The sequence below is a fragment of the Kushneria sp. Sum13 genome (genome assembly GCF_052692355.1).
Genome location: NZ_CP199847.1, coordinates 1,872,985 through 1,891,180, shown reverse-complemented (window position 1 = coordinate 1,891,180; position 18,196 = coordinate 1,872,985). Strand labels below are relative to the sequence as shown.

The 18,196-nt window shown below is 58.4% G+C and carries 15 protein-coding genes; 9 read left to right on the top strand and 6 right to left on the bottom strand.

Features of this window, described 5'->3' with window-relative positions; all coding sequences use genetic code 11:
- Nucleotide 1: 1 nt before the first annotated feature.
- From ACUN8C_RS08935 to ACUN8C_RS08925, 3 genes are all read right to left on the bottom strand, one after another.
- Entirely contained in the window at nucleotides 2-862 is an 861-nt protein-coding gene (locus ACUN8C_RS08935; RefSeq protein ID WP_445618901.1) for a DNA replication terminus site-binding protein, read from the bottom strand.
- Between the two features lie 123 nt (nucleotides 863-985).
- A complete protein-coding gene (locus tag ACUN8C_RS08930; RefSeq protein ID WP_445618900.1) occupies nucleotides 986-1,885 on the bottom strand; it encodes a carbon-nitrogen hydrolase in 900 nt (299 codons plus the stop codon).
- Between the two features lie 16 nt (nucleotides 1,886-1,901).
- Nucleotides 1,902-2,966: an agmatine deiminase family protein gene (locus ACUN8C_RS08925; RefSeq protein ID WP_445618899.1), complete on the bottom strand. Its 1,065-nt coding sequence runs from the start codon at nucleotides 2,964-2,966 to the stop codon at nucleotides 1,902-1,904.
- 164 nt (nucleotides 2,967-3,130) lie between these two features.
- Between ACUN8C_RS08925 and ACUN8C_RS08920 the strand changes: the two genes are divergently transcribed.
- Both ACUN8C_RS08920 and ACUN8C_RS08915 read left to right on the top strand, forming a co-directional pair.
- Nucleotides 3,131-4,372, top strand: a complete 1,242-nt coding sequence (locus tag ACUN8C_RS08920) for a lipoprotein-releasing ABC transporter permease subunit (protein WP_445618898.1) — start codon at nucleotides 3,131-3,133, stop codon at nucleotides 4,370-4,372.
- The gene (locus ACUN8C_RS08915) at nucleotides 4,365-5,084 is read left to right on the top strand and encodes an ABC transporter ATP-binding protein (protein WP_445618897.1); all 720 of its coding nucleotides are present in this window, start codon (nucleotides 4,365-4,367) and stop codon (nucleotides 5,082-5,084) included. The genes ACUN8C_RS08920 and ACUN8C_RS08915 overlap by 8 nt, the downstream gene beginning before the upstream one ends.
- Before the next feature lie 89 nt (nucleotides 5,085-5,173).
- On the opposite strand, the gene ACUN8C_RS08910 is transcribed toward ACUN8C_RS08915, so the two are convergent.
- Both ACUN8C_RS08910 and ACUN8C_RS08905 read right to left on the bottom strand, forming a co-directional pair.
- Nucleotides 5,174-5,971, bottom strand: coding sequence for an SDR family NAD(P)-dependent oxidoreductase (locus ACUN8C_RS08910; protein WP_445618896.1), 798 nt, complete (start codon nucleotides 5,969-5,971; stop codon nucleotides 5,174-5,176).
- 152 nt (nucleotides 5,972-6,123) lie between these two features.
- Nucleotides 6,124-6,645, bottom strand: a complete 522-nt coding sequence (locus ACUN8C_RS08905; protein WP_445618895.1) for a DUF2062 domain-containing protein — start codon at nucleotides 6,643-6,645, stop codon at nucleotides 6,124-6,126.
- A gap of 46 nt (nucleotides 6,646-6,691) precedes the next feature.
- Here ACUN8C_RS08905 and ACUN8C_RS08900 point away from each other — a divergent pair, with 46 nt between their 5' ends.
- From ACUN8C_RS08900 to murB, 7 genes are all read left to right on the top strand, one after another.
- A complete protein-coding gene (locus ACUN8C_RS08900; RefSeq protein ID WP_445618894.1) occupies nucleotides 6,692-9,025 on the top strand; it encodes a DNA internalization-related competence protein ComEC/Rec2 in 2,334 nt (777 codons plus the stop codon).
- Nucleotides 9,026-9,137: 112 nt separating this feature from the next.
- Nucleotides 9,138-10,892, top strand: coding sequence for a lipid A export permease/ATP-binding protein MsbA (msbA, locus tag ACUN8C_RS08895; protein ID WP_445618893.1), 1,755 nt, complete (start codon nucleotides 9,138-9,140; stop codon nucleotides 10,890-10,892).
- Nucleotides 10,893-10,916: 24 nt separating this feature from the next.
- On the top strand, nucleotides 10,917-11,900 hold the full coding sequence (gene lpxK / locus ACUN8C_RS08890) for a tetraacyldisaccharide 4'-kinase (protein ID WP_445618892.1): 984 nt from the start codon (nucleotides 10,917-10,919) through the stop codon (nucleotides 11,898-11,900).
- A gap of 15 nt (nucleotides 11,901-11,915) precedes the next feature.
- Entirely contained in the window at nucleotides 11,916-12,125 is a 210-nt protein-coding gene (locus ACUN8C_RS08885; protein WP_445618891.1) for a Trm112 family protein, read from the top strand.
- On the top strand, nucleotides 12,122-12,910 hold the full coding sequence (kdsB, locus tag ACUN8C_RS08880; RefSeq protein ID WP_445618890.1) for a 3-deoxy-manno-octulosonate cytidylyltransferase: 789 nt from the start codon (nucleotides 12,122-12,124) through the stop codon (nucleotides 12,908-12,910). The genes ACUN8C_RS08885 and kdsB overlap by 4 nt, the downstream gene beginning before the upstream one ends.
- Entirely contained in the window at nucleotides 12,907-13,386 is a 480-nt protein-coding gene (locus tag ACUN8C_RS08875) for a low molecular weight protein-tyrosine-phosphatase (protein ID WP_445618889.1), read from the top strand. Before kdsB ends, ACUN8C_RS08875 begins: the two co-directional genes overlap by 4 nt.
- A 2-nt stretch (nucleotides 13,387-13,388) precedes the next feature.
- Nucleotides 13,389-14,390, top strand: coding sequence for a UDP-N-acetylmuramate dehydrogenase (gene murB, locus ACUN8C_RS08870; protein WP_445621846.1), 1,002 nt, complete (start codon nucleotides 13,389-13,391; stop codon nucleotides 14,388-14,390).
- A 93-nt stretch (nucleotides 14,391-14,483) separates the two neighbouring features.
- Here murB and rne read toward each other — a convergent pair whose 3' ends face one another.
- Complete coding sequence (gene rne / locus ACUN8C_RS08865) at nucleotides 14,484-18,083, bottom strand: ribonuclease E (protein WP_445618888.1); 3,600 nt, start codon at nucleotides 18,081-18,083, stop codon at nucleotides 14,484-14,486.
- Between the last annotated feature and the right edge of the window lie 113 nt (nucleotides 18,084-18,196).

Below are 18,196 nucleotides of genomic sequence, written 5' to 3'. Positions count from 1 at the left end.
ATCAAAAGCGATAACGATAAATGCGCAGGCTGGGAATGAACGGCTCGCTTTCAAGTTTTGAGTCCCCCCGCAGGGCGCGCGTTCGTTTCCCGGGCGGGTTGGGTGCCGGCTGATTGATCTGAGGTAGCCGGTTATCCGGGGCTGGTACAAAAAGCGGCAGAGCCACATTCATGGCGCGTCGGGTATGTCCATCTTCCAGTGGTTCACGAAAAAACAGGTTGGCGCGCATCAGCGGTGCCTGAGTCTGTACCTGTGCCAGCATTTCCCCGTCGGGGAGCGAAGCCAGCAGTCGATACTGGATCTGAACATGCGCCGCTTCGTTGTTCAATCTGGCCAGTTTGGCTTCTACCTCGGCGACACTCATGCGCTTTATCGATCGCCCACTGGAATACCAAGCCAGCCGAATGCGGGAGACCGGGGCATCGGCGATGGGGAGGCGTCGCCAGCACTGCTTGAGATGCAGACGTGCCATGCCGCTGCCCTTGAGATGATCATGCAAGACGGGGTGGCGAAAGGGCAGTGTGGCCTTGAGTTCGGCAATCATGGCAGGGTGCTGTTTTCGGGCCACGCCAAGTTGCCGTGCGAAAGCATCCTTGCATTGATTCACGTTTAGCGCGTGTTCCATCAGCTCGTCATTGGCGATCACAACGCCGACGTGATCACGCGTTGCGCGCCCATCCTGGCCATCCTGATACCAATAGTCGGTCAGTGCCCGCATCAACCAGTCGATATCGGCTTCACCGTCAAAGCGCCACATGGCAGGAGGATGCTGTCTGGCCGATGTCATCAGGGCTTCTGTGGCCTCGACAAGCTCATCAAAGGCCTTTTCAAGCTCTGCCATCAATTGATATTGCAGTGACATGGCCGTCTCCCTTTCTGCCTTGTTGAATATACCGTTATCTTTTAGCACGAACCTGTGCTGGCAACAATACAGGTGGATCATCAGCAGGGGATGTCACGAACTGCTGATGACCCGATCACCAGACTAGCGGTCCAGATAGCGCTCGGTAATCTCTGCGTAGGCATCGATACGGCGGTCACGAAGATAGGGCCAGATGCGGCGCACCTGTTCACTACGTGTGGGAGACAGCGTGACCAGCAGCTCCTCGGTCTCTTCGCCGGCCAGTGCCAGAATTTCTCCCTGAGCGCCGGCAATGAAGCTCCCTCCCCAGAAATCGATACCGCTGCCCACCTGGCTGGGGTCTTCCTCGTGGCCTACCCGATTGGCTGCCAGTACCGGAATGCCGTTGGCCACGGCATGGGAGCGCTGTATCAGCGTCCAGGCATCCTTCTGACGCTGCTTTTCATCCGACTCGTCGCGCGGGTCCCAGCCAATGGCCGTGGGATAAAGCAGCATGTCGGCACCCGCCAAAGCCATCAGGCGAGCGGCTTCGGGATACCACTGGTCCCAGCAGACCAGCACGCCCAGACGACCCACAGAGGTATCGATGGGCGTAAAGCCCTTCTTGTGACCGGCGTCCCCCGGGGTGAAGTAAAACTTCTCGTAAAACCCCGGATCATCCGGAATATGCATCTTGCGATAGGTACCGACCAGACCAAGGTCAGTATCCAGTACCACAGCGGTATTGTGATAAAGCCCCGGTGCGCGGCGCTCGAAAATGGAGCCCACGATGACGATATCGAGCTCTTTGGCCAGCTCACTCAGAAACTGTGTGGTCGGGCCTTCCAGCGGTTCTGCCAGATCAAAGACATCGGTGTCCTCACACTGACAGAAGTAGCGCGTGGCATGCAGTTCCTGCAACAGCACAAGACGCGCGCCTCGCGCGGCCAGTGCACGAATGCCTCGCTCGCTTTCCGCCAGGCTTCTGGGCTTGTCGTTCCAGGCTTTTTGCTGAACGATGCCGACTTCAATGCTTTCCTTCATTCCATCTCTCCGCACATCAGTGGTTGATCGCGTTTAGCGACCCGGCAGGCAGTTGCATGGTCAGGCAGTGCAGGCTACCGTGCTGTCGAATCACCTGCCTGCAGTCTATCGGGATGATATCGCGCGTCGGGAAGGCCTCCGACAATGCCTTGAGCGCTGCATGATCGGCCGGGTCGGCATAGGAGGGCACCAGGACCGCCCCATTGATGATCAAGAAGTTGGCATAGGTCGCCGGTAGACGGTGGCCGTCTTCCGGGTCAAGGCAGGCTCGCGGCCACGGCAGCGCAATCAGGCGGTAGGGCTCGCCATCAGTGCGTTGAAATGACCTGAGCTCACGCTCCATGGCCTTCAGGGCTTCAAAATGCGGGTCATTTTTATCATCGCAGCGGACATAGGCAATGGTGTGCTCATCGCAAAAGCGCGCCAGCGTATCAATATGGCTGTCGGTATCATCGCCTTCGAGATAGCCATTTTCGAGCCATAGAAAACGGTGGACGCCCAGCTGCTCTTCCAGCAGTTTCTCGACATTCGCCTGATCAAGATGCGGATTGCGATTGGGGTTCAAAAGACAGCTGCGAGTGGTCAGAAGTGTCCCGCAGCCGTCGGTCTCGACGGCGCCGCCTTCAAGGACCACCTGCTGCAGATTGTGTAGCCCGGGTTTGAAAATACCCTGATCTGCGAGGACTTTATTCAGCGCGTTGTCACGTTCGGCCGGGAATTTACCCCCCCAGCCTGTAAATCGGTAATCCAGCAGCAGGGGTGTGTCATGCTCGATGACGCTCAAGGGGCCATGGTCTCGCGCCCAGGTATCGTCACTGGGAGCGATGACCAGCGACAGCCGGTTGTCGGGCACACCAAGATTGGCCAGTGTCATGGCCAGGCGTTGACGCGTGCTGTCGTCCGGCAGGGTCACCAGTACATGCTGATAGCGCGCGATCACCTCGATCAGGGTGATAAACGTGGTTTCAATGGCATCCAGCAGCGATGCCCAGTCGCTGTCACGACCGGGCCAGCTGAGCATGATGGCCTGCTGGGGGGCCCATTCGGGTAGAAACTGACGGGGTGAAGAACCCTGATTCATGGCAACAGTGTTATCCGCTCGATCGGTGGGGCAGGAATCTGCAGGTGTTGGCGCATGGCCTGAGACGATATTTTACCACCGACAGGGATTAAGGCGACGCCTGATGCAGGGTGACTTAAAAGTCCGTACCATATCGGCTCCTGTCACTGGATCCCAGGCCAATAATGCTTGATCGAATTCCTTTCCTGATCGGGCTTCGCTATACGCGAGCCAAGCGGCGTAACCACTTCATCTCCTTTATCTCGCTGACCTCCATGCTCGGCCTGACGCTGGGTGTGGCAGTACTGATTCTGGTGCTCTCGGTCATGAATGGTTTTGACCATGAGCTGAGAACACGCGTGCTGGGCATGGTCCCGCACACTCGCATTGAAGCGCAAAACGGTGTCAATGACTGGCGCGCGCTGGCAGAGCAGATGCAACGACACAATCATGTCGTGGGGGCGGCACCCTATATCGAGCAGCAGGGCATGTTTTCTTCCAATGGTCAGACGCAGGGGGCAATGATTGAAGGCATCCTGCCCGAGGCGGAAGAGAAGGTCTCCATCATTGGTGATCACATGGTGGGAGGCGAGCTGGCGTCTCTTCAAAAGGGCAGCTGGAACGTCGTTCTCGGCAGCCTTCTGGCCAGAAATCTGGGCGTTGGCGTCGGCGACAGCGTGACCCTTCTGGTGCCTGAGGCATCGATCACGCCCGGTGGTGTGTTCCCGCGTTTGAAGCGCTTTACCGTTTCCGGCATCTTTCAGGTTGGCGCGCAGCTCGATGGTAGTCTGGCCTATACCAGCCTGGGGGACATGAAAACTCTGGCGCGGCAGCAGGGAGAGGCCCAGGGCATTCGTTTAAAGCTTGATGATCTGTTTCAGGCGCACAGCGTGACCCGTGACATCATCAATGGCATGCCGCCCGGCTATCGTGGGATCGACTGGACCTACACGCAGGGCAACCTGTTCCAGGCCATCCAGATGGAAAAGCGCATGATTGGTCTGCTGTTGATGGTCATTGTGGCCGTGGCAGCGTTCAATATTGTCTCGACTCTGGTCATGGTTGTGACCGACAAGCATGCCGACATCGCGATCCTGCGCACGCTGGGGGCCACACCACGCTCCATCATGGGCATTTTCATGGTGCAGGGCATTACCATCGGCATCATCGGCATTGTACTGGGCGTCATTGCCGGTATTGCGCTGGCGCTATCGATTGCCGACATCATCAGCTGGGTTGAATCCGTCTTTGGCATTCAGTTTCTGGATCCGAGCGTTTATTTCATCAGCTATCTGCCTTCACGCCTTGAGTTCTCGGATGTCATGGTCGTGACCGGGGTGGCCCTGCTATTGAGTTTTCTGTCGACCCTTTATCCGGCGTGGCGAGCTGCGCGGGTACAACCGGCCGAGGTGCTGCGCTATGAGTAGTCAACACGATGCGACAATGACAGAGCGCGACAACATGCTGGTCTGCCGAGGACTGAGCCGCGTTTATCAGGAAGGTCCGCAGGACCTGACCGTGCTGGACAATCTTGAGCTGACGGTGGCTGCCGGGGAGCGCATTGCGGTGGTGGGCAGCTCGGGCAGTGGCAAGACCACGCTGCTTAACCTGCTGGGAGGGCTGGATCACCCAACGCAGGGGGAAATCCTGATTGGCGGTCGCCCCATCAAGGGGCTTTCCGAGACGGCCATCGGTCGGTTTCGTAATCAGCACATTGGCTTTGTGTATCAGTTTCACCATCTGCTCGCAGAGTTCACGGCGCTTGAAAATGTTTCCATGCCGTTGATTATCCGCGGTCAGAGCCGTAGTGAAGCGGCCAAAAAAGCCAATGCACTGCTGGAAAGAGTCGGCATGGCGCCCCGAGGCGCACACAAGCCCGGTGAGCTTTCCGGCGGTGAGCGCCAGCGTGTGGCCATTGCCAGAGCGCTGGTTACAGACCCCAGCCTGGTGTTGATGGATGAACCGACCGGTAATCTGGATCAGGTGACGGCGCGCCAGATTCTGGATCTGATGGATGAGGTGGCCGAGCGTTCCCGCAGTGCCTTTGTGGTCGTGACCCATGACATGGCGATTGCCCGGCATCAGGATCGGGTGTTGCGTCTGGACAAGGGCCGCCTGGCACCTGATGTCATGATCTGATACTGATTTGATGCGCATTAAAAAGGCCCGCCAGCATTGCTGGCGGGCCTTTTATCGTCTGGACACTCTACTGTGTGTAAAGCCGCGGGTCAGTTTTGAACCGACATGACCGCGCCGCCATCCACACGAATGTTGGCGCCGCTGATAAACGAGCCACGTTCGGAGACCGCCAGAGCAATGGCTGCAGAGACTTCTTCCGGTTGGCCGCGACGCTTGAGCTTGATGCCGGGTCGCTCTTCTGCGAGAAAGCTTTCCACTGCCTCGTTAAGGGAGCAGCTGTTCTCTTTTGAACGCTTTTCCATCATGCCATCGGTCATGGGAGATTCAATGAAGGCAGGAGACACCGTGTTGCAGAGAATGCCGTTTTCCGCCTCTCCATAGGCCAGATTCTTGACAAATGTCGCCAGCGCGGCTTTGGACACGTTGTAAACCGCTTCATCCCAGTAGGGCTGTACGGCGTTTTCCGAGGTAATACAGACAAAACGTCCCCAGCCCTTGGCGCGCATGGTGGGGAAGGTGGCGCGCGCCATGCGCACGGCGGACATGAAGTTGATCTGCCAGGTGTCCGCGAAGTCTTCATCCTTCATGTCGAGTGGATGGCCCTTGGCGCCGGTAATGCCTGCCGTATGTACCACAATATCGATGGTACCAAAACGTTCGATGGCGGCCTGAGCCAGTGCATCGACATCTTCCTGACGAGTGATGTCGGCCTTGTAGCAGATAACGTCACCGTCGATCAGTGCGGCGTCCTTCTCAAGCTGCTCTATATCCATGTCAGACAGCACAAGCTTTACGCCTTCATTGGCCAGCTCACGTGCAGCAGCGAGTCCCAGGCCACCCTTGGCACCGGTAATGATGGCAACGCGATTGGTAATTCCCAGATCCATGATGTCGGCTTCCCTGTCGATAATGGATGGATGTGCCTGCAGGGCAGGCAGCATTAACATAGTTTAAAAAACGCCACAGAGACATGTTCATGTCTCTTGTCCGGTGTCGACAGGGCGCCTGCTTCAAGGACAGGGCCCTTCAAGGGCAGGTGTTATCGCTGGCGGCGGCGCTGACGACGCTTGCGCAAAACGCGCAGGATATGCCATCGCCAGCAAAGGCGCGTCAAGATGTTGGCCACAATGCCGATAACCAGCGCACAGACCAGTGACCCGATAATCAGGGCCGGCATCATGTCGACCACCTGATTGGCAAACCAGCTGACGCTGACCTCGTCAGGCAGGGCGCGGGGCGGGGTATGCAGTATCCAGGCGCCGGCGCGATAGGTGACATAGAAGACCACCGGCATGGTCAGCGGGTTGGTCAGCCATACCAGGGCGAGTGCCAGCGGCAAATGGCCACGCAGCCACCAGGCGCCGAGCGCTGCCACCAGCATCTGCCCTGGAATCGGCAGCAGGGCGCAAAAAAGCCCCACGGACATGCCATTGGCAATGCTTCGCCGCGTGACCAGCCAGAGGGCAGGGTTGCCAAGCAATGGATGAATCAGTCGGAGCGATTTTCGGCGCCGAATGGTCTCCGGGTCCGGTAGATAGCGTTGAATAAATCGGCGCAGCATCAGGCAGCGTCCAGACAGAACGAGGTCACCATTATCCCTGAACCCCATGGGTGAGGAAAATCTTTCTGAAAATCATGAGCGCCTTGTGCCCATTCGTCGTGAACTGATTGACTGTGTAGAAGGTATACGCCTTCCGCTGCTGTGTCTTGCGGCCATGATCGGTGCCCTGCTGGTACGTGTGCCGCAGGAGATATGGTTATGGGCGCTTGCCCTGATCTGGCTGCTGGCGGCGGCGCTGTATCACCGGGTATTGCTGCTCATGGCGGCGGTCCTGACCGTTGTGCTGTATCACGGCCTCGTTCAGTGGCCCGAACCTCTGGCGGATGGTCTGGCCAAACAGGATGTCACGCTGAGTGGACGTATTGTCTCGCTGGAAAGGCTCGAAGGGCGAATACGGCTGAGCCTGGCGGTCACGCGCTGTCAGGGTGCGCCTGAGCTGCCACGCTGTGACCATCTCAAAAACGTCCGCCTTGACTGGTATCGCCCCCCGGTGCTGGAGAAGGGAGATCGATGGCGTTTGACGGCGCGCTTGAAACCACCGCATGGCTTTCTCAATCCCGGTCGATTCGATTATGGCAACTGGCTCATGGAGAAGGGCTTTGGGGCCACCGGCTATGTGCGTGATGCAGACAACGCGATGCGCCTTCATGAGGGAAACGGGCCTGCGTTGACCGAGCGCTGGCTGACTTCACGGGTACACGATGATTTTACCCGGCGCTGGCTTCAGGCGTTAACACTGGGGGACGGCAAGGCGCTTGAGGCGTCGCAGTGGACGTTGCTCAGGGAGACGGGCACCACGCATTTGGCGGTGATTTCAGGTCTTCATGTTGGGCTTGTATCGGGCTGGGTGCTGCTGCTTGGCCGTTTTCTGGCTCGCCTTTGTCAGCCTTATCGCTGGCGCATGGTGATCTGGCCATGGGTTCTGGCGGGCCTGGCTGCCGTGGCTTATGCCGGTCTTTCCGGGTTTGCGCCGCCGGCCGTCCGCGCGGCCATCATGACGCTTATTGCCCTGTGGACTGCCAGTGGTCGTCATGCGCCCGGCGTATGGCAGGCTTGGTGGCTGGCGTTTCTGGTGGTGGTCATGAGTGCGCCGCTGTCATTGCTGCATGCCGGGTTCTGGCTTTCCTTTGGGGCGGTGGCCGTTTTGATCTTGGCGTGGCGTTGGCGGGAAAAACGTGTCTGGTGGTACACCATCCTTCGAAGTCAGGCGCTTTTGAGCCTGGCCACCGGCGGCGCAACGCTGATTTTGTTCGGACAGCTGGCAAGTTTTTCGCTGCTGACCAACCTCATTGCCATTCCCTGGGTCTCCATGGTGATGGTTCCTCTGGCCCTGCTGGGCTGGTTGCTGTCCCCCGTCCCGGGCGTCGGTCAGCTGCTCTGGTGGCTCTTTGGGCAAACTGCTCATCTTTTTGAAAGCGCTCTTGAGCAGGTACGGCAGTGGCAGCCCCACTGGCAGCCTGACTCTGATCAGATATGGCCGCTTGCCATCATGGCGTTATTGATCTGTCTGGTATGGCTGGTGCCGGGCCTTGCGCGGTCGTGGCGATGGATGGCCAGCGTCCTGACGGTTTCCTTGTGTCTTGGCGCAAGCAACACCCTGGCGCTTCGTAGCGGCGAATTGTCGCTGGTCATCCATGATGTCGGTCAGGGGCAGCTGATTGATATTCGCACAGCCCATGGCCGCTGGCTTTACGACAGCGGCCCGCGATCACGGTCAGGGTTCATGCCGGTGACCACGCTCTGGGATCAGACACAGCATTTCGACGGCGTTATCATCTCGCACGGGGATACGGATCATGCTGGCGGGGTGCCGGTACTCAAAAGCCTGCACCAGGTGGGCCGCTGGTGGTCACCGTTGTCGGATACCATTGACGTCGAAGAAATCACCCCCTGTCGTGCTGGCGCTTCATGGCGGGTCGATGGCGTGAATTTTACTTTCCTCTGGCCGCGCAGCAGGGCCACCATGCCGGCGGGCGAAAACGATCGTTCTTGCGTACTGCTGATCGAAACGCCCCACCATCGTGTTCTGATCACCGGTGATGCGGGCCAGGATGTTGAGTCCCGGATCGTTGCTCACTATCAAAAACCGGTTGATGTCCTCGTGGCAGGCCATCACGGCAGTCATGGCAGTTCTTCCCAGCGCATGATCGACATGCTTGAGCCGGCGCGGGTGATTTATAGTGCCGGTTATCTCAATGCCTATGGGCATCCCGCTGACAGCGTGGTCAGGCGGTTTCACCATGCTGGAAGCTGTCAGTGGAATACCGCCTTTGATGGTGCCATTGCCGTGACAAGTCGTGCTTCTGGAGTTCGGGTTGTTTCCTCGCATCCGGTCAGCGGTGTCGAAGCGTGTCGACCTAGGGTAGAATCCGGCCGGTGATTGCCAGGGGGCAGTCTTCGATCATGATTGGTCACGGCTCATCATGGAGCCAGGCGCCGTCCGCGCTGTGACATGTTCATCCGCTATCGCCATCAGCCAGGTAGGAGAGCCCGTGAAGTCAAACGCCAGCCTGACGCTGTACGCCCGTCTGCTGACCTATGTGAAGCCTTTCTGGAAGGCTTTTGCGATCGCATTGATTGGCAACGCCATTTATGCCGGGTCCAGTACTCTCATGGCACGTATCATGGAGTTTCTGACAGACGGTATACAAAATCCCGATGCCGATTTTCGTCAGGCCTTGCCCCTGATGATGATCGGCATCTTTGTTGCCCGTGGCTTTGGTACCTTTCTGGGGACCTATGGCATGGAGTATGTGGCGCGCAATGTGGTCCATCGTCTGCGCGTTTCGGTCTTCGACCAGATGCTGCATCTACCGGGTCGCTTTTACGATGAAAACAGCGGTGGCCACCTGATTTCTCGAGTGACCTATCACGTTGAGCAGGTCACCGGTGCGGCAACCAAGGCCCTGAACGTCGTGCTTCAGGAAGGCATGCTGGTGGTGGGGCTCACGTTTTATCTGTTTTGGGTCAACTGGAAGCTGATGTTGATCTTTATCGCGATCACGCCGCTGATCGGTCTGGTGGTGGCCTGGTGCAGCAAGCGCTTTCGCAAGCTCTCAAGGCGCATTCAGAAGTCGGTGGGAGAGGTGACGCATGTGGCTTCCGAAACCATCACCGGGTATCGCGTGGTGCGCACGCACGGGGCAGAGCAGCACGAATACGAGCGCTTTAACCGTGCGAGCCAGTACAATCGTGACCAGAGTCTCAAGGAGGCCCTGACCAAGTCCATCAGCGCACCAGTCATTCAGACACTGGTGGCCGTGTCGCTGGCAGTGCTGGTATGGCTGGCACTGGCCCCTGAACTATTGGGAAATATGAGCCCGGGGCAGTTTATCGGATTCATCACCGCTGCGAGCATGATCATCAAGCCCATCAAGTCGTTGACGGAAATCAATGGCGTTATTCAAAAGGGTCTGGCCGCCGCTCAGGAGCTTTTTGAACTGATGGACAGACCGCGTGAACCGGACAATGGCACGCACGATCCGGGCCGTGTTCAGGGGCGGGTCAGCTTTGAAGATGTCCGCTTTCGCTACGGCAGCGACCTGCCGGATGTGCTCAAGGGCATCAATCATGAGGTTCATGCCGGCGAAATGATTGCCCTGGTCGGGCGATCGGGCAGCGGCAAGAGCACCATGATGAATATGTTGCCGCGGTTTTATGATGCGACAGACGGTCGTATCTGCATTGATGGCGTGGATGTCCGCGATTATTCGATGCAGGCCCTGCGCCGCCAGATCGCGCTGGTGACCCAGAATGTGACGCTTTTCAACGCCACCATTGCCGATAATATCGCCTACGGCATTGATCATGCGTCACGTGAAGAGGTCGTGGCTGCCGCACAGGCGGCGTATGCCGATGAATTCATTGAGCGTCTGCCAAAGGGTTATGACACCCTGGTCGGTGACAATGGCGTCATGCTCTCCGGTGGACAGCGCCAGCGTATCGCCATTGCGCGTGCCATTTTCAAGAATGCCCCGATCCTGATACTGGATGAGGCCACCTCGGCGCTGGATACCGAATCCGAACGCTACATTCAGCGGGCCCTCGAAAAGGTTTGCGAGGGACGTACCACCTTCGTGATAGCCCACAGGCTGTCGACCATCGAACAGGCTGATCGCATTCTGGTCATGGATAACGGTGAGGTTATCGAATCCGGGAGTCATGCCGCGCTACTGGAGCAGGACGGTGCCTATGCCGCATTGCATCGCATTCAGTTCAGTGAGGAGCGAAGCAATGTCCCGGTGTGAGAGCTCAGCTGGGCTGATGGCGCCATGAAGCGCCTCGAACGGGCGTGGTACAGCGGCGCCCGATGGCCGGGTCTGCTGACACCACTGGAAGTCCTGTATAAAAACGTCACGGCTCGCCGGCGTCAGGCCTACCAGAGCGGCCGACGTGAAATATGGACATCGCCGGTACCGGTGATCGTGGTGGGCAATATTACTGTCGGAGGCACCGGTAAATCCCCGCTGACCGCGTGGCTGGGGCGCTGGCTGAAGGATAAGGGCTGGCAGCCCGGGATCATCTCGCGCGGGTATGGAGGTCATGCACCGCGCTATCCCTTCTATGTCAGCGACACCAGTGATGTGGCCCATGCCGGTGATGAACCTGTCATGCTGGCGCAGCAGACCCGGTTACCTGTCGTGGTGGACCCGGACCGTCCTCGTGCGGCACGTAAATTGATTGCGGCCGGCTGCAATATTTTGCTGTCTGACGATGGGCTGCAGCACCATGCGCTGGGACGCGATATCGAGCTGGTCGTGGTCGATGGCATGCGTGGGTTCGGCAATGGTTGCTGCCTGCCGGTCGGCCCGCTGCGCGAGCCACTTTCCCGACTGGAAGAGGTGGATGCCATTATCTCCAACGGCGATCTACAGTCTTCCGGTACGGTCGCGCAATATTCCATGTCACTGGTGCCCAGTGCATGGCGTCACCTCAATGATGGGGTTTGCTATAGTATCGACGCTCGTCCTTTCGATGGGCGAGTCCATGCCATTGCCGGCATTGGCAATCCCCAGCGTTTTTTTAAAACACTCGAGACGCTGGGCGTGGTGTTTGATCAACATCCGCTGCCGGACCATCATCGTTTTTCGGCGCAGGATGTGCGCTTTGCCGATAATCGCCCGGTGGTCATGACCGCCAAGGATGCTGTCAAGTGTCGTGCCTTTGCCAACGAGCGTTGCTGGTCGCTGGATATTGAAGCGTGCCCGGAGCCTGCCCTGATCAAGTGGCTGGCCTCGCGTCTTGAAAAACTTTGATGCAGGAGAAAGAGAATGGATCAGGAACTGCTTGCCATGCTGGTATGCCCTGAAAGTGGCGGAAAGCTTGAATACAACCGCGAGACCAATGAGCTGCTGTGTCGCGAAAGCGGGCTGGCCTATCCGGTGACCGATGGCATTCCGGTCATGCTTGTCAGCCGGGCACGGCGCTTGAGTGTTGAAGAGTCGCTGGGCAAACAGCCTGGAACATCGGCTGCATTATGAGTCAGGCCTTTACCGTCATCATTCCGGCCAGATTTGCCTCGCAGCGTCTGCCCGGCAAGCCGCTGCTTGAGATTGCCGGCAGGCCCATGATCGAGCATGTCTGGCAGCGTGCCATGACATCAGGGGCCTCTCGGGTGCTGATTGCCACTGACAACGAGCAGATTGCTGGCGTTGCGCGTGGCTTTGGGGCGGACGTTGTCATGACCCGTGAGGATCATGTCAACGGTACGTCGCGGCTGACAGAGGTCATCGACAGGCTTGATCTTCATGATGACGATTGCATCGTCAACGTGCAGGGTGACGAGCCGCTTCTACCCAGTGGCCTGATTGATCGCGTAGCCGAATCACTCAAGGCAGACGATGGGGCGGCGATGGCAACGCTTGCAGAACCCATTGCCGATCGAGCTACCCTGATGCGCACAAGCGTGGTCAAGGTGGTCTGCAGCCAGCAGGGGCGGGCCCTTTATTTTTCACGTGCGCCCATTCCCTGGGACCGTGATCGCTTTGATCCGTCGGATTCTGCTCACCCACCGGGAGAGCACGACCTGGGGCAGGGCTGGCTTCGACACATCGGTATTTACGCCTATCGCGCCTCGTTTTTGCGCGATTATCGAAATCTTCCAGTTGCGCCCATTGAAGCCTGTGAGCAGCTCGAACAGCTTCGAGCGCTCTATCATGGTTACGCCATTTCGGTGGCCGTGGCTACCGAGCAATATCCTGCCGGCGTTGATACGCCAGAGGATCTGGCACGTGTGCGTGAGCTGCTGACAAGGAGCTCAGATTGATTCGAGTCCTGTTTGTCTGCCTGGGCAACATCTGTCGTTCTCCCATGGCAGAAGGTCTTTTCCGCCAGGGGGTACAGCGCAAGGCCCTTGAGGATCGTATAGAGGTCGACTCCTGCGGTGTCGGCGACTACCACGTGGGGGAACCGCCCGACCCCCGAGCCCAGCGCGAAGCCCATCAGCGTGATGCTGATATCTCGGATCTGCGTGGCCGCGTCATTCGCCCGGATGACTTCGAGCGCTTTGACTACATCCTCTGCATGGATGCGGACAATCTGTCTGCCCTGAGAAGGATGGCTCCAAGGGATCGACGCGCCCATGTGGGATTGCTGATGGATTTTTCACACGAGGGGACAGGTGTGGAGATCGGTGATCCCTATTTTGGCAATACCGATAATTTCGAGCAGGTGGCTGATCAGATCGCTGCCGGCTGTCAGGGGCTGCTTGAGCATATCGAACGTCGGGAAGCACTGGGTTGAGGATGCAGTATGGCGTTTCCCTGAAGTCCCGCAACACGCTGGGTTTTGAGTCCCGGGCGCAGGCACTTGCCGAAGCCGACTCGTTGCTTTCCCTTCGTCGTGTCCTTTCTGCCGGCCGTCACCGATTCAGTCGCATTATCCCTCTGGGTGGCGGCAGCAATGTCGTCATGAACCCCTGTATTGATGGACTGGTGGTGCGCTATACGGGGCAGCGCATCTGGCAGGAGCCTGTCAGCGCGAATGAGGCGCTCTGGCATATAGAAGCGGGCGTTGACTGGCACGCGCTGGTTGAGAAAACCACCTCGGCTGGCTGGTGGGGCATCGAAAATCTGGCGCTGATTCCGGGATCGGTGGGCGCGGCGCCCATACAGAATATCGGCGCCTATGGCAGCGAAATCGGTGATGTCATCGACAGCGTGCATGTCATGCACCTTGATGATGGCCGCTACGAGATACTGGATCGGGCGAAGTGTGACTTCGGTTATCGACACAGCGTGTTCAAGACGACACTGGCTGGAAGGGTCATGGTCGTCAGGGTTGTCCTTAGACTTCATCTCGACGGCAAACCGCGTGTCGGCTATGGCGATCTTGCTCGCCGTCTGCCGGAAAATCCCGGTCCGAGTGATGTGGCCACGGCCGTGGCGGCCATTCGCCAGGAAAAGCTGCCTGACCCCCGCAGGCTGGGCAATGCCGGAAGCTTTTTCAAAAATCCTGTGGTACCCACCGAACGGGCTGAAGCCCTGATGACGCAGTGGCCTGCCATGCCGGTCTGGTCGACCGATCAGGGCACCAAACTGGCCGCCGGCTGGTTGATCGATCAATGCGGCTGGAAGGGCTATCGCAGCAATGGGGTTGGGGTTCATCAACAGCAGGCGCTGGTACTGGTGCATTACGGTGACGGCAGCGTGAGCGATCTACTGGATATGGCAAAACGTATCCGTGCGTCTGTTGAAGCACGCTTTGGCGTTATGCTCGAGATGGAGCCCGGTATTATTGGACAGTAAGATGCAAACTTGGGAATTGCAGACAAGGCCCGGATTCTGCAGACAAAAAAGGCCCACTCCATTGGAGTGGGCCTTTTCGATGCGGGTCAGGCGTTATTCACCAGAAGTCTGGTTATCACGCTGCTCGCGCTGCTGCTGACGACGACGTTCACGCGGATCATTATGTGCGCGGCGACGCTGACGCTGCTGAGAAGCGGCTTCCCTGGCGGTGGCTTCGTCTTTCACTGACGTGGTGTCAGAGCCTGTCGCCTTGTCGGCGTTTTTTTCAGCACTGGGTGATGCTTTGTCACTGGCGCCGGTAGTGGTCTCGCGCTTGCTGCTGGACGAGGCCGTGGAGGCTTCAACGTTTGCAGGCCTGGTGGCATCGATCGACGACGGTTTTTCAGCGTCTTTGGCAGTGGCAGCACTGGGCTTCTGTTCTGCTACCTGTCCGGCTTCAGGCGCTGTCGGGCTTTTCGGTGCGGATGTTTCCGCGGCCTTTTCGCGCGAGGTCACACTCTGCTTGTTGATGTCACGCGTCGGCGCCTCGCTTGAAGCTTTGGCCGTAACGGACGCTTTGGCTTCCTGCGATACCAGATGAGGCTGCTCACGCGGAGTGGCTTCATTGGCAACAGCCGGCTTGCCTGCGTCGGTCGCTTCCTTTTTGGCGTTGGAAGCCGGTTTGGCAGATGATGCTTCCTTGACGCTATCACCAGGCTTTTGAGTGGTGCTGTCTGCAGCCGTTGCGGTTGCATCTACCGGAGACTGTTGACCACTTTCCCTGACGGCTTTCGTGTCGGTCATGGCCGCAGCTTTATCCGACTTTGCAGAGGCCGCTTCGCCGGAGGGGCTGTCACCGGTCACATCGTCGCCTTTTGGCGACGTTTTGGCAGCGACCTTGTCCTGCTGCTCCGTATCAGCCTTTTGGACCGTATTGGCGGCAGACCCTGTGGTCTCGGCAGCCTTGCTCGTCTTGACACCTTTCTGATCAGAGGTGGTTTCGGCGGGCAGCGGTTCACGACCAAAGGTGGCGCTGACGGATTTGCGACCATTTCCTGAGGTAGACGGTGTCTTGTCTTCAGTGGCCGGCGCCTTGTCGTCAGAGCCTGAGGCTGTTTTCTCCGGCGCAGGCTTTGGCGCTTTGGAAGTGGCGCCGTCCGTGGTGGAAGCGTCACTGGTTTGAGCCGCCACTTTCGAATTGGTGCTGGTGGGCTCACTGGACGTCGCAGCGCTCAAGTTTGCCTGACTGGCAGTTTCTTTCGTGGCCACCTCTTTCGCAGCGTCTTCAGGAGCAGCAGAGGCTGCCGACTGGTCGGCTTCAGCCTGCAGGCGTTCCTGCTCAGCGACCGCTTCCGGGTTCAACGCCTGCTTGCGGCTGCGCTGACGCGGGTTGTTGCGGGTACGACGCGGCTTGCCGTCATCGCTGTCCTGAGACGCAGCGGGCGAGGGCTGGGCACGTTCATCCTGGGCACCCTCCGTTTTGGCAGGGGCCTCGGAGACAGGCTTTTTACGCTCGCTGTCTTCACTCGCCTTGTCAGTGCTCTTTTCTGTCGCGGCACCTTGCGGGCGCTTGTCGCTACGCTCGGGAGCGGTGTTGTCGCTTTTTGGAGTTGAAGCGCTTTGCTGACGCTTGTCATTGCGCTCGGCACTGGCGTTATCTGACTTGTCCGGGGCATTGTTTTGCTGGCGCTTGTCATTACGACCGCTCGCGTTATCGCCCTTGTCGGACTCGCGTGAAGGTCGGTCGCGACGGCTCTTGTCATCACGGCCCTTGTCAGAAGCGGTGCGTTTTTCGTTACGACCGTTTCTGCTTCCAGCGCTGTCGTCACGCTTTGTGCTGTCACGACGGTTATTGCGCTGTTCGCCATTGCTGGATGAAGATTTCTGCTCATCGCGGGCGATATTGTCCTGCGGGGCCGGCTTTGGTTTTTCTTCTCGCGCGTTTGGTGCCTGCCGGGTGCTTTCCTTCTGGGGCTCGGCGCTTGTCGTTTCCTGCTTGCTGCTGCTTTCATCGCTGCCCATCAGGCGATTGAAGCCTTTCATCAGACGGCTCAAAAAGCCTGAAGGTTCTTCTTCGACCGGGGCTGCCACGGGCTCGGGGGCCGGTGTGCGGTGGGCCACCGACCGAACCGCGGCTTCAGTGCGCTTGACGGGTTTGCGATAGGTTTCGCTTTCGTCTTCAGGGGCTTCGAAGTCGTCCGACATTTCAAAGCTCGAGCGCGCGGCCTCTTCAGGGTCGACCTGATCATCACGGTAGCGCTGCACGTCGTAATGCGGTGTTTCAAGTTCGGGCTGGGGCAGCAGCATGACGCGTACCCCCTGACGACGCTCGATGTCGGCCAGAACGTTGCGCTTTTCGTTGAGCAGGTAGGTCGCAACCGGTACCGGCAGCATGGCACGGATCTGTGAGCTGCGATCCTTCATTGCCTCTTCCTCGATCAGTCGCATGATCGAGAGTGACAGTGAGCGGACATCGCGAATGGTGCCCTGACCGTTACAGCGCGGGCACACCACGCCGCTGGTTTCGCCCAGCGATGGACGCAGGCGCTGACGTGACATTTCCATGAGACCGAAACGCGAGATGCGACCAATCTGAACGCGAGCGCGATCAAGCTTGAGGGCATCCCGGACGCGATTTTCGACTTCGCGCTGATTGCGGGCCGGGGTCATGTCGATAAAGTCGATCACTACCAGGCCGCCAATATCACGAAGACGCAGCTGACGGGCAATTTCGTCGGCAGCCTCGAGATTGGTCTGCAGTGCCGTTTCCTCGATGTCACCACCCTTGGTGGCGCGTGAGGAGTTGATGTCGATGGAGACCAGTGCTTCGGTATGGTCGATGACCACCGAGCCGCCTGAAGGCAGTTTCACTTCACGCTCGTAGGCCGTCTCGATCTGGGATTCGATCTGAAAACGAGAGAACAGCGGCACGTCATCGTTGTACAGCTTGATCTTCTGCTGATACGACGGCATGACCTGCTTGACGAAGTTAATGGCTTCTTCGTGTACGTCGGTATGGTCAATCAATACCTCGCCGATGTCCTGACGCAGGTAATCGCGCATGGCACGAATGATGACGTTGGATTCCCGATAAATCAGGAAGGGGGCCGAGCGCTTGCCGGCTTCTTCGGTAATGGTTTCCCAGACCTGCACCAGATAGTCCAGATCCCACTGCAGCTCCTCGGAGGAGCGGCCAATGCCGGCCGTACGAACAATCACGCCCATTTTTTCGGGCATGTTGAGCTGGCTCATGGCCTCCTTGAGTTCGGTACGTTCATCGCCTTCAATGCGACGAGAGATACCGCCGGCTCGCGGATTGTTGGGCATCAGGACCAGAAAACGACCGGCCAGACTGACAAAGGAGGTCAGTGCCGCGCCCTTGTTGCCGCGCTCTTCCTTGTCGACCTGGACAATGACTTCCTGGCCTTCCTTGATCACTTCACGAATATTTGGGCGACCGTTGCCGGAAGGCTCTTTCGAGAAATATTCGCGCGAGATTTCCTTGAGCGGCAAAAAGCCGTGGCGGTCAGCGCCAAAGTCGACAAAGGCAGCTTCAAGGCTGGGTTCAACACGGGTAATGCGTCCGCGATAGATGTTGGCCTTTTTTTGTTCGCGGGCACCGGATTCGATATCGAGGTCATAAAGTCTTTGACCATCGACCAGCGCGACTCTCAGCTCTTCGGGCTGCGTCGCGTTGATAAGCATGCGTTTCATATTGTCTCACTGACTGAGCGTACCGTCAGACAAATGCCGTGCCACAGGGGTTGTTAAACCTTGTCATTGAGTGCCTGTGGCGCCGGGCATCGGTGACGCCGAATCGCGGGCCA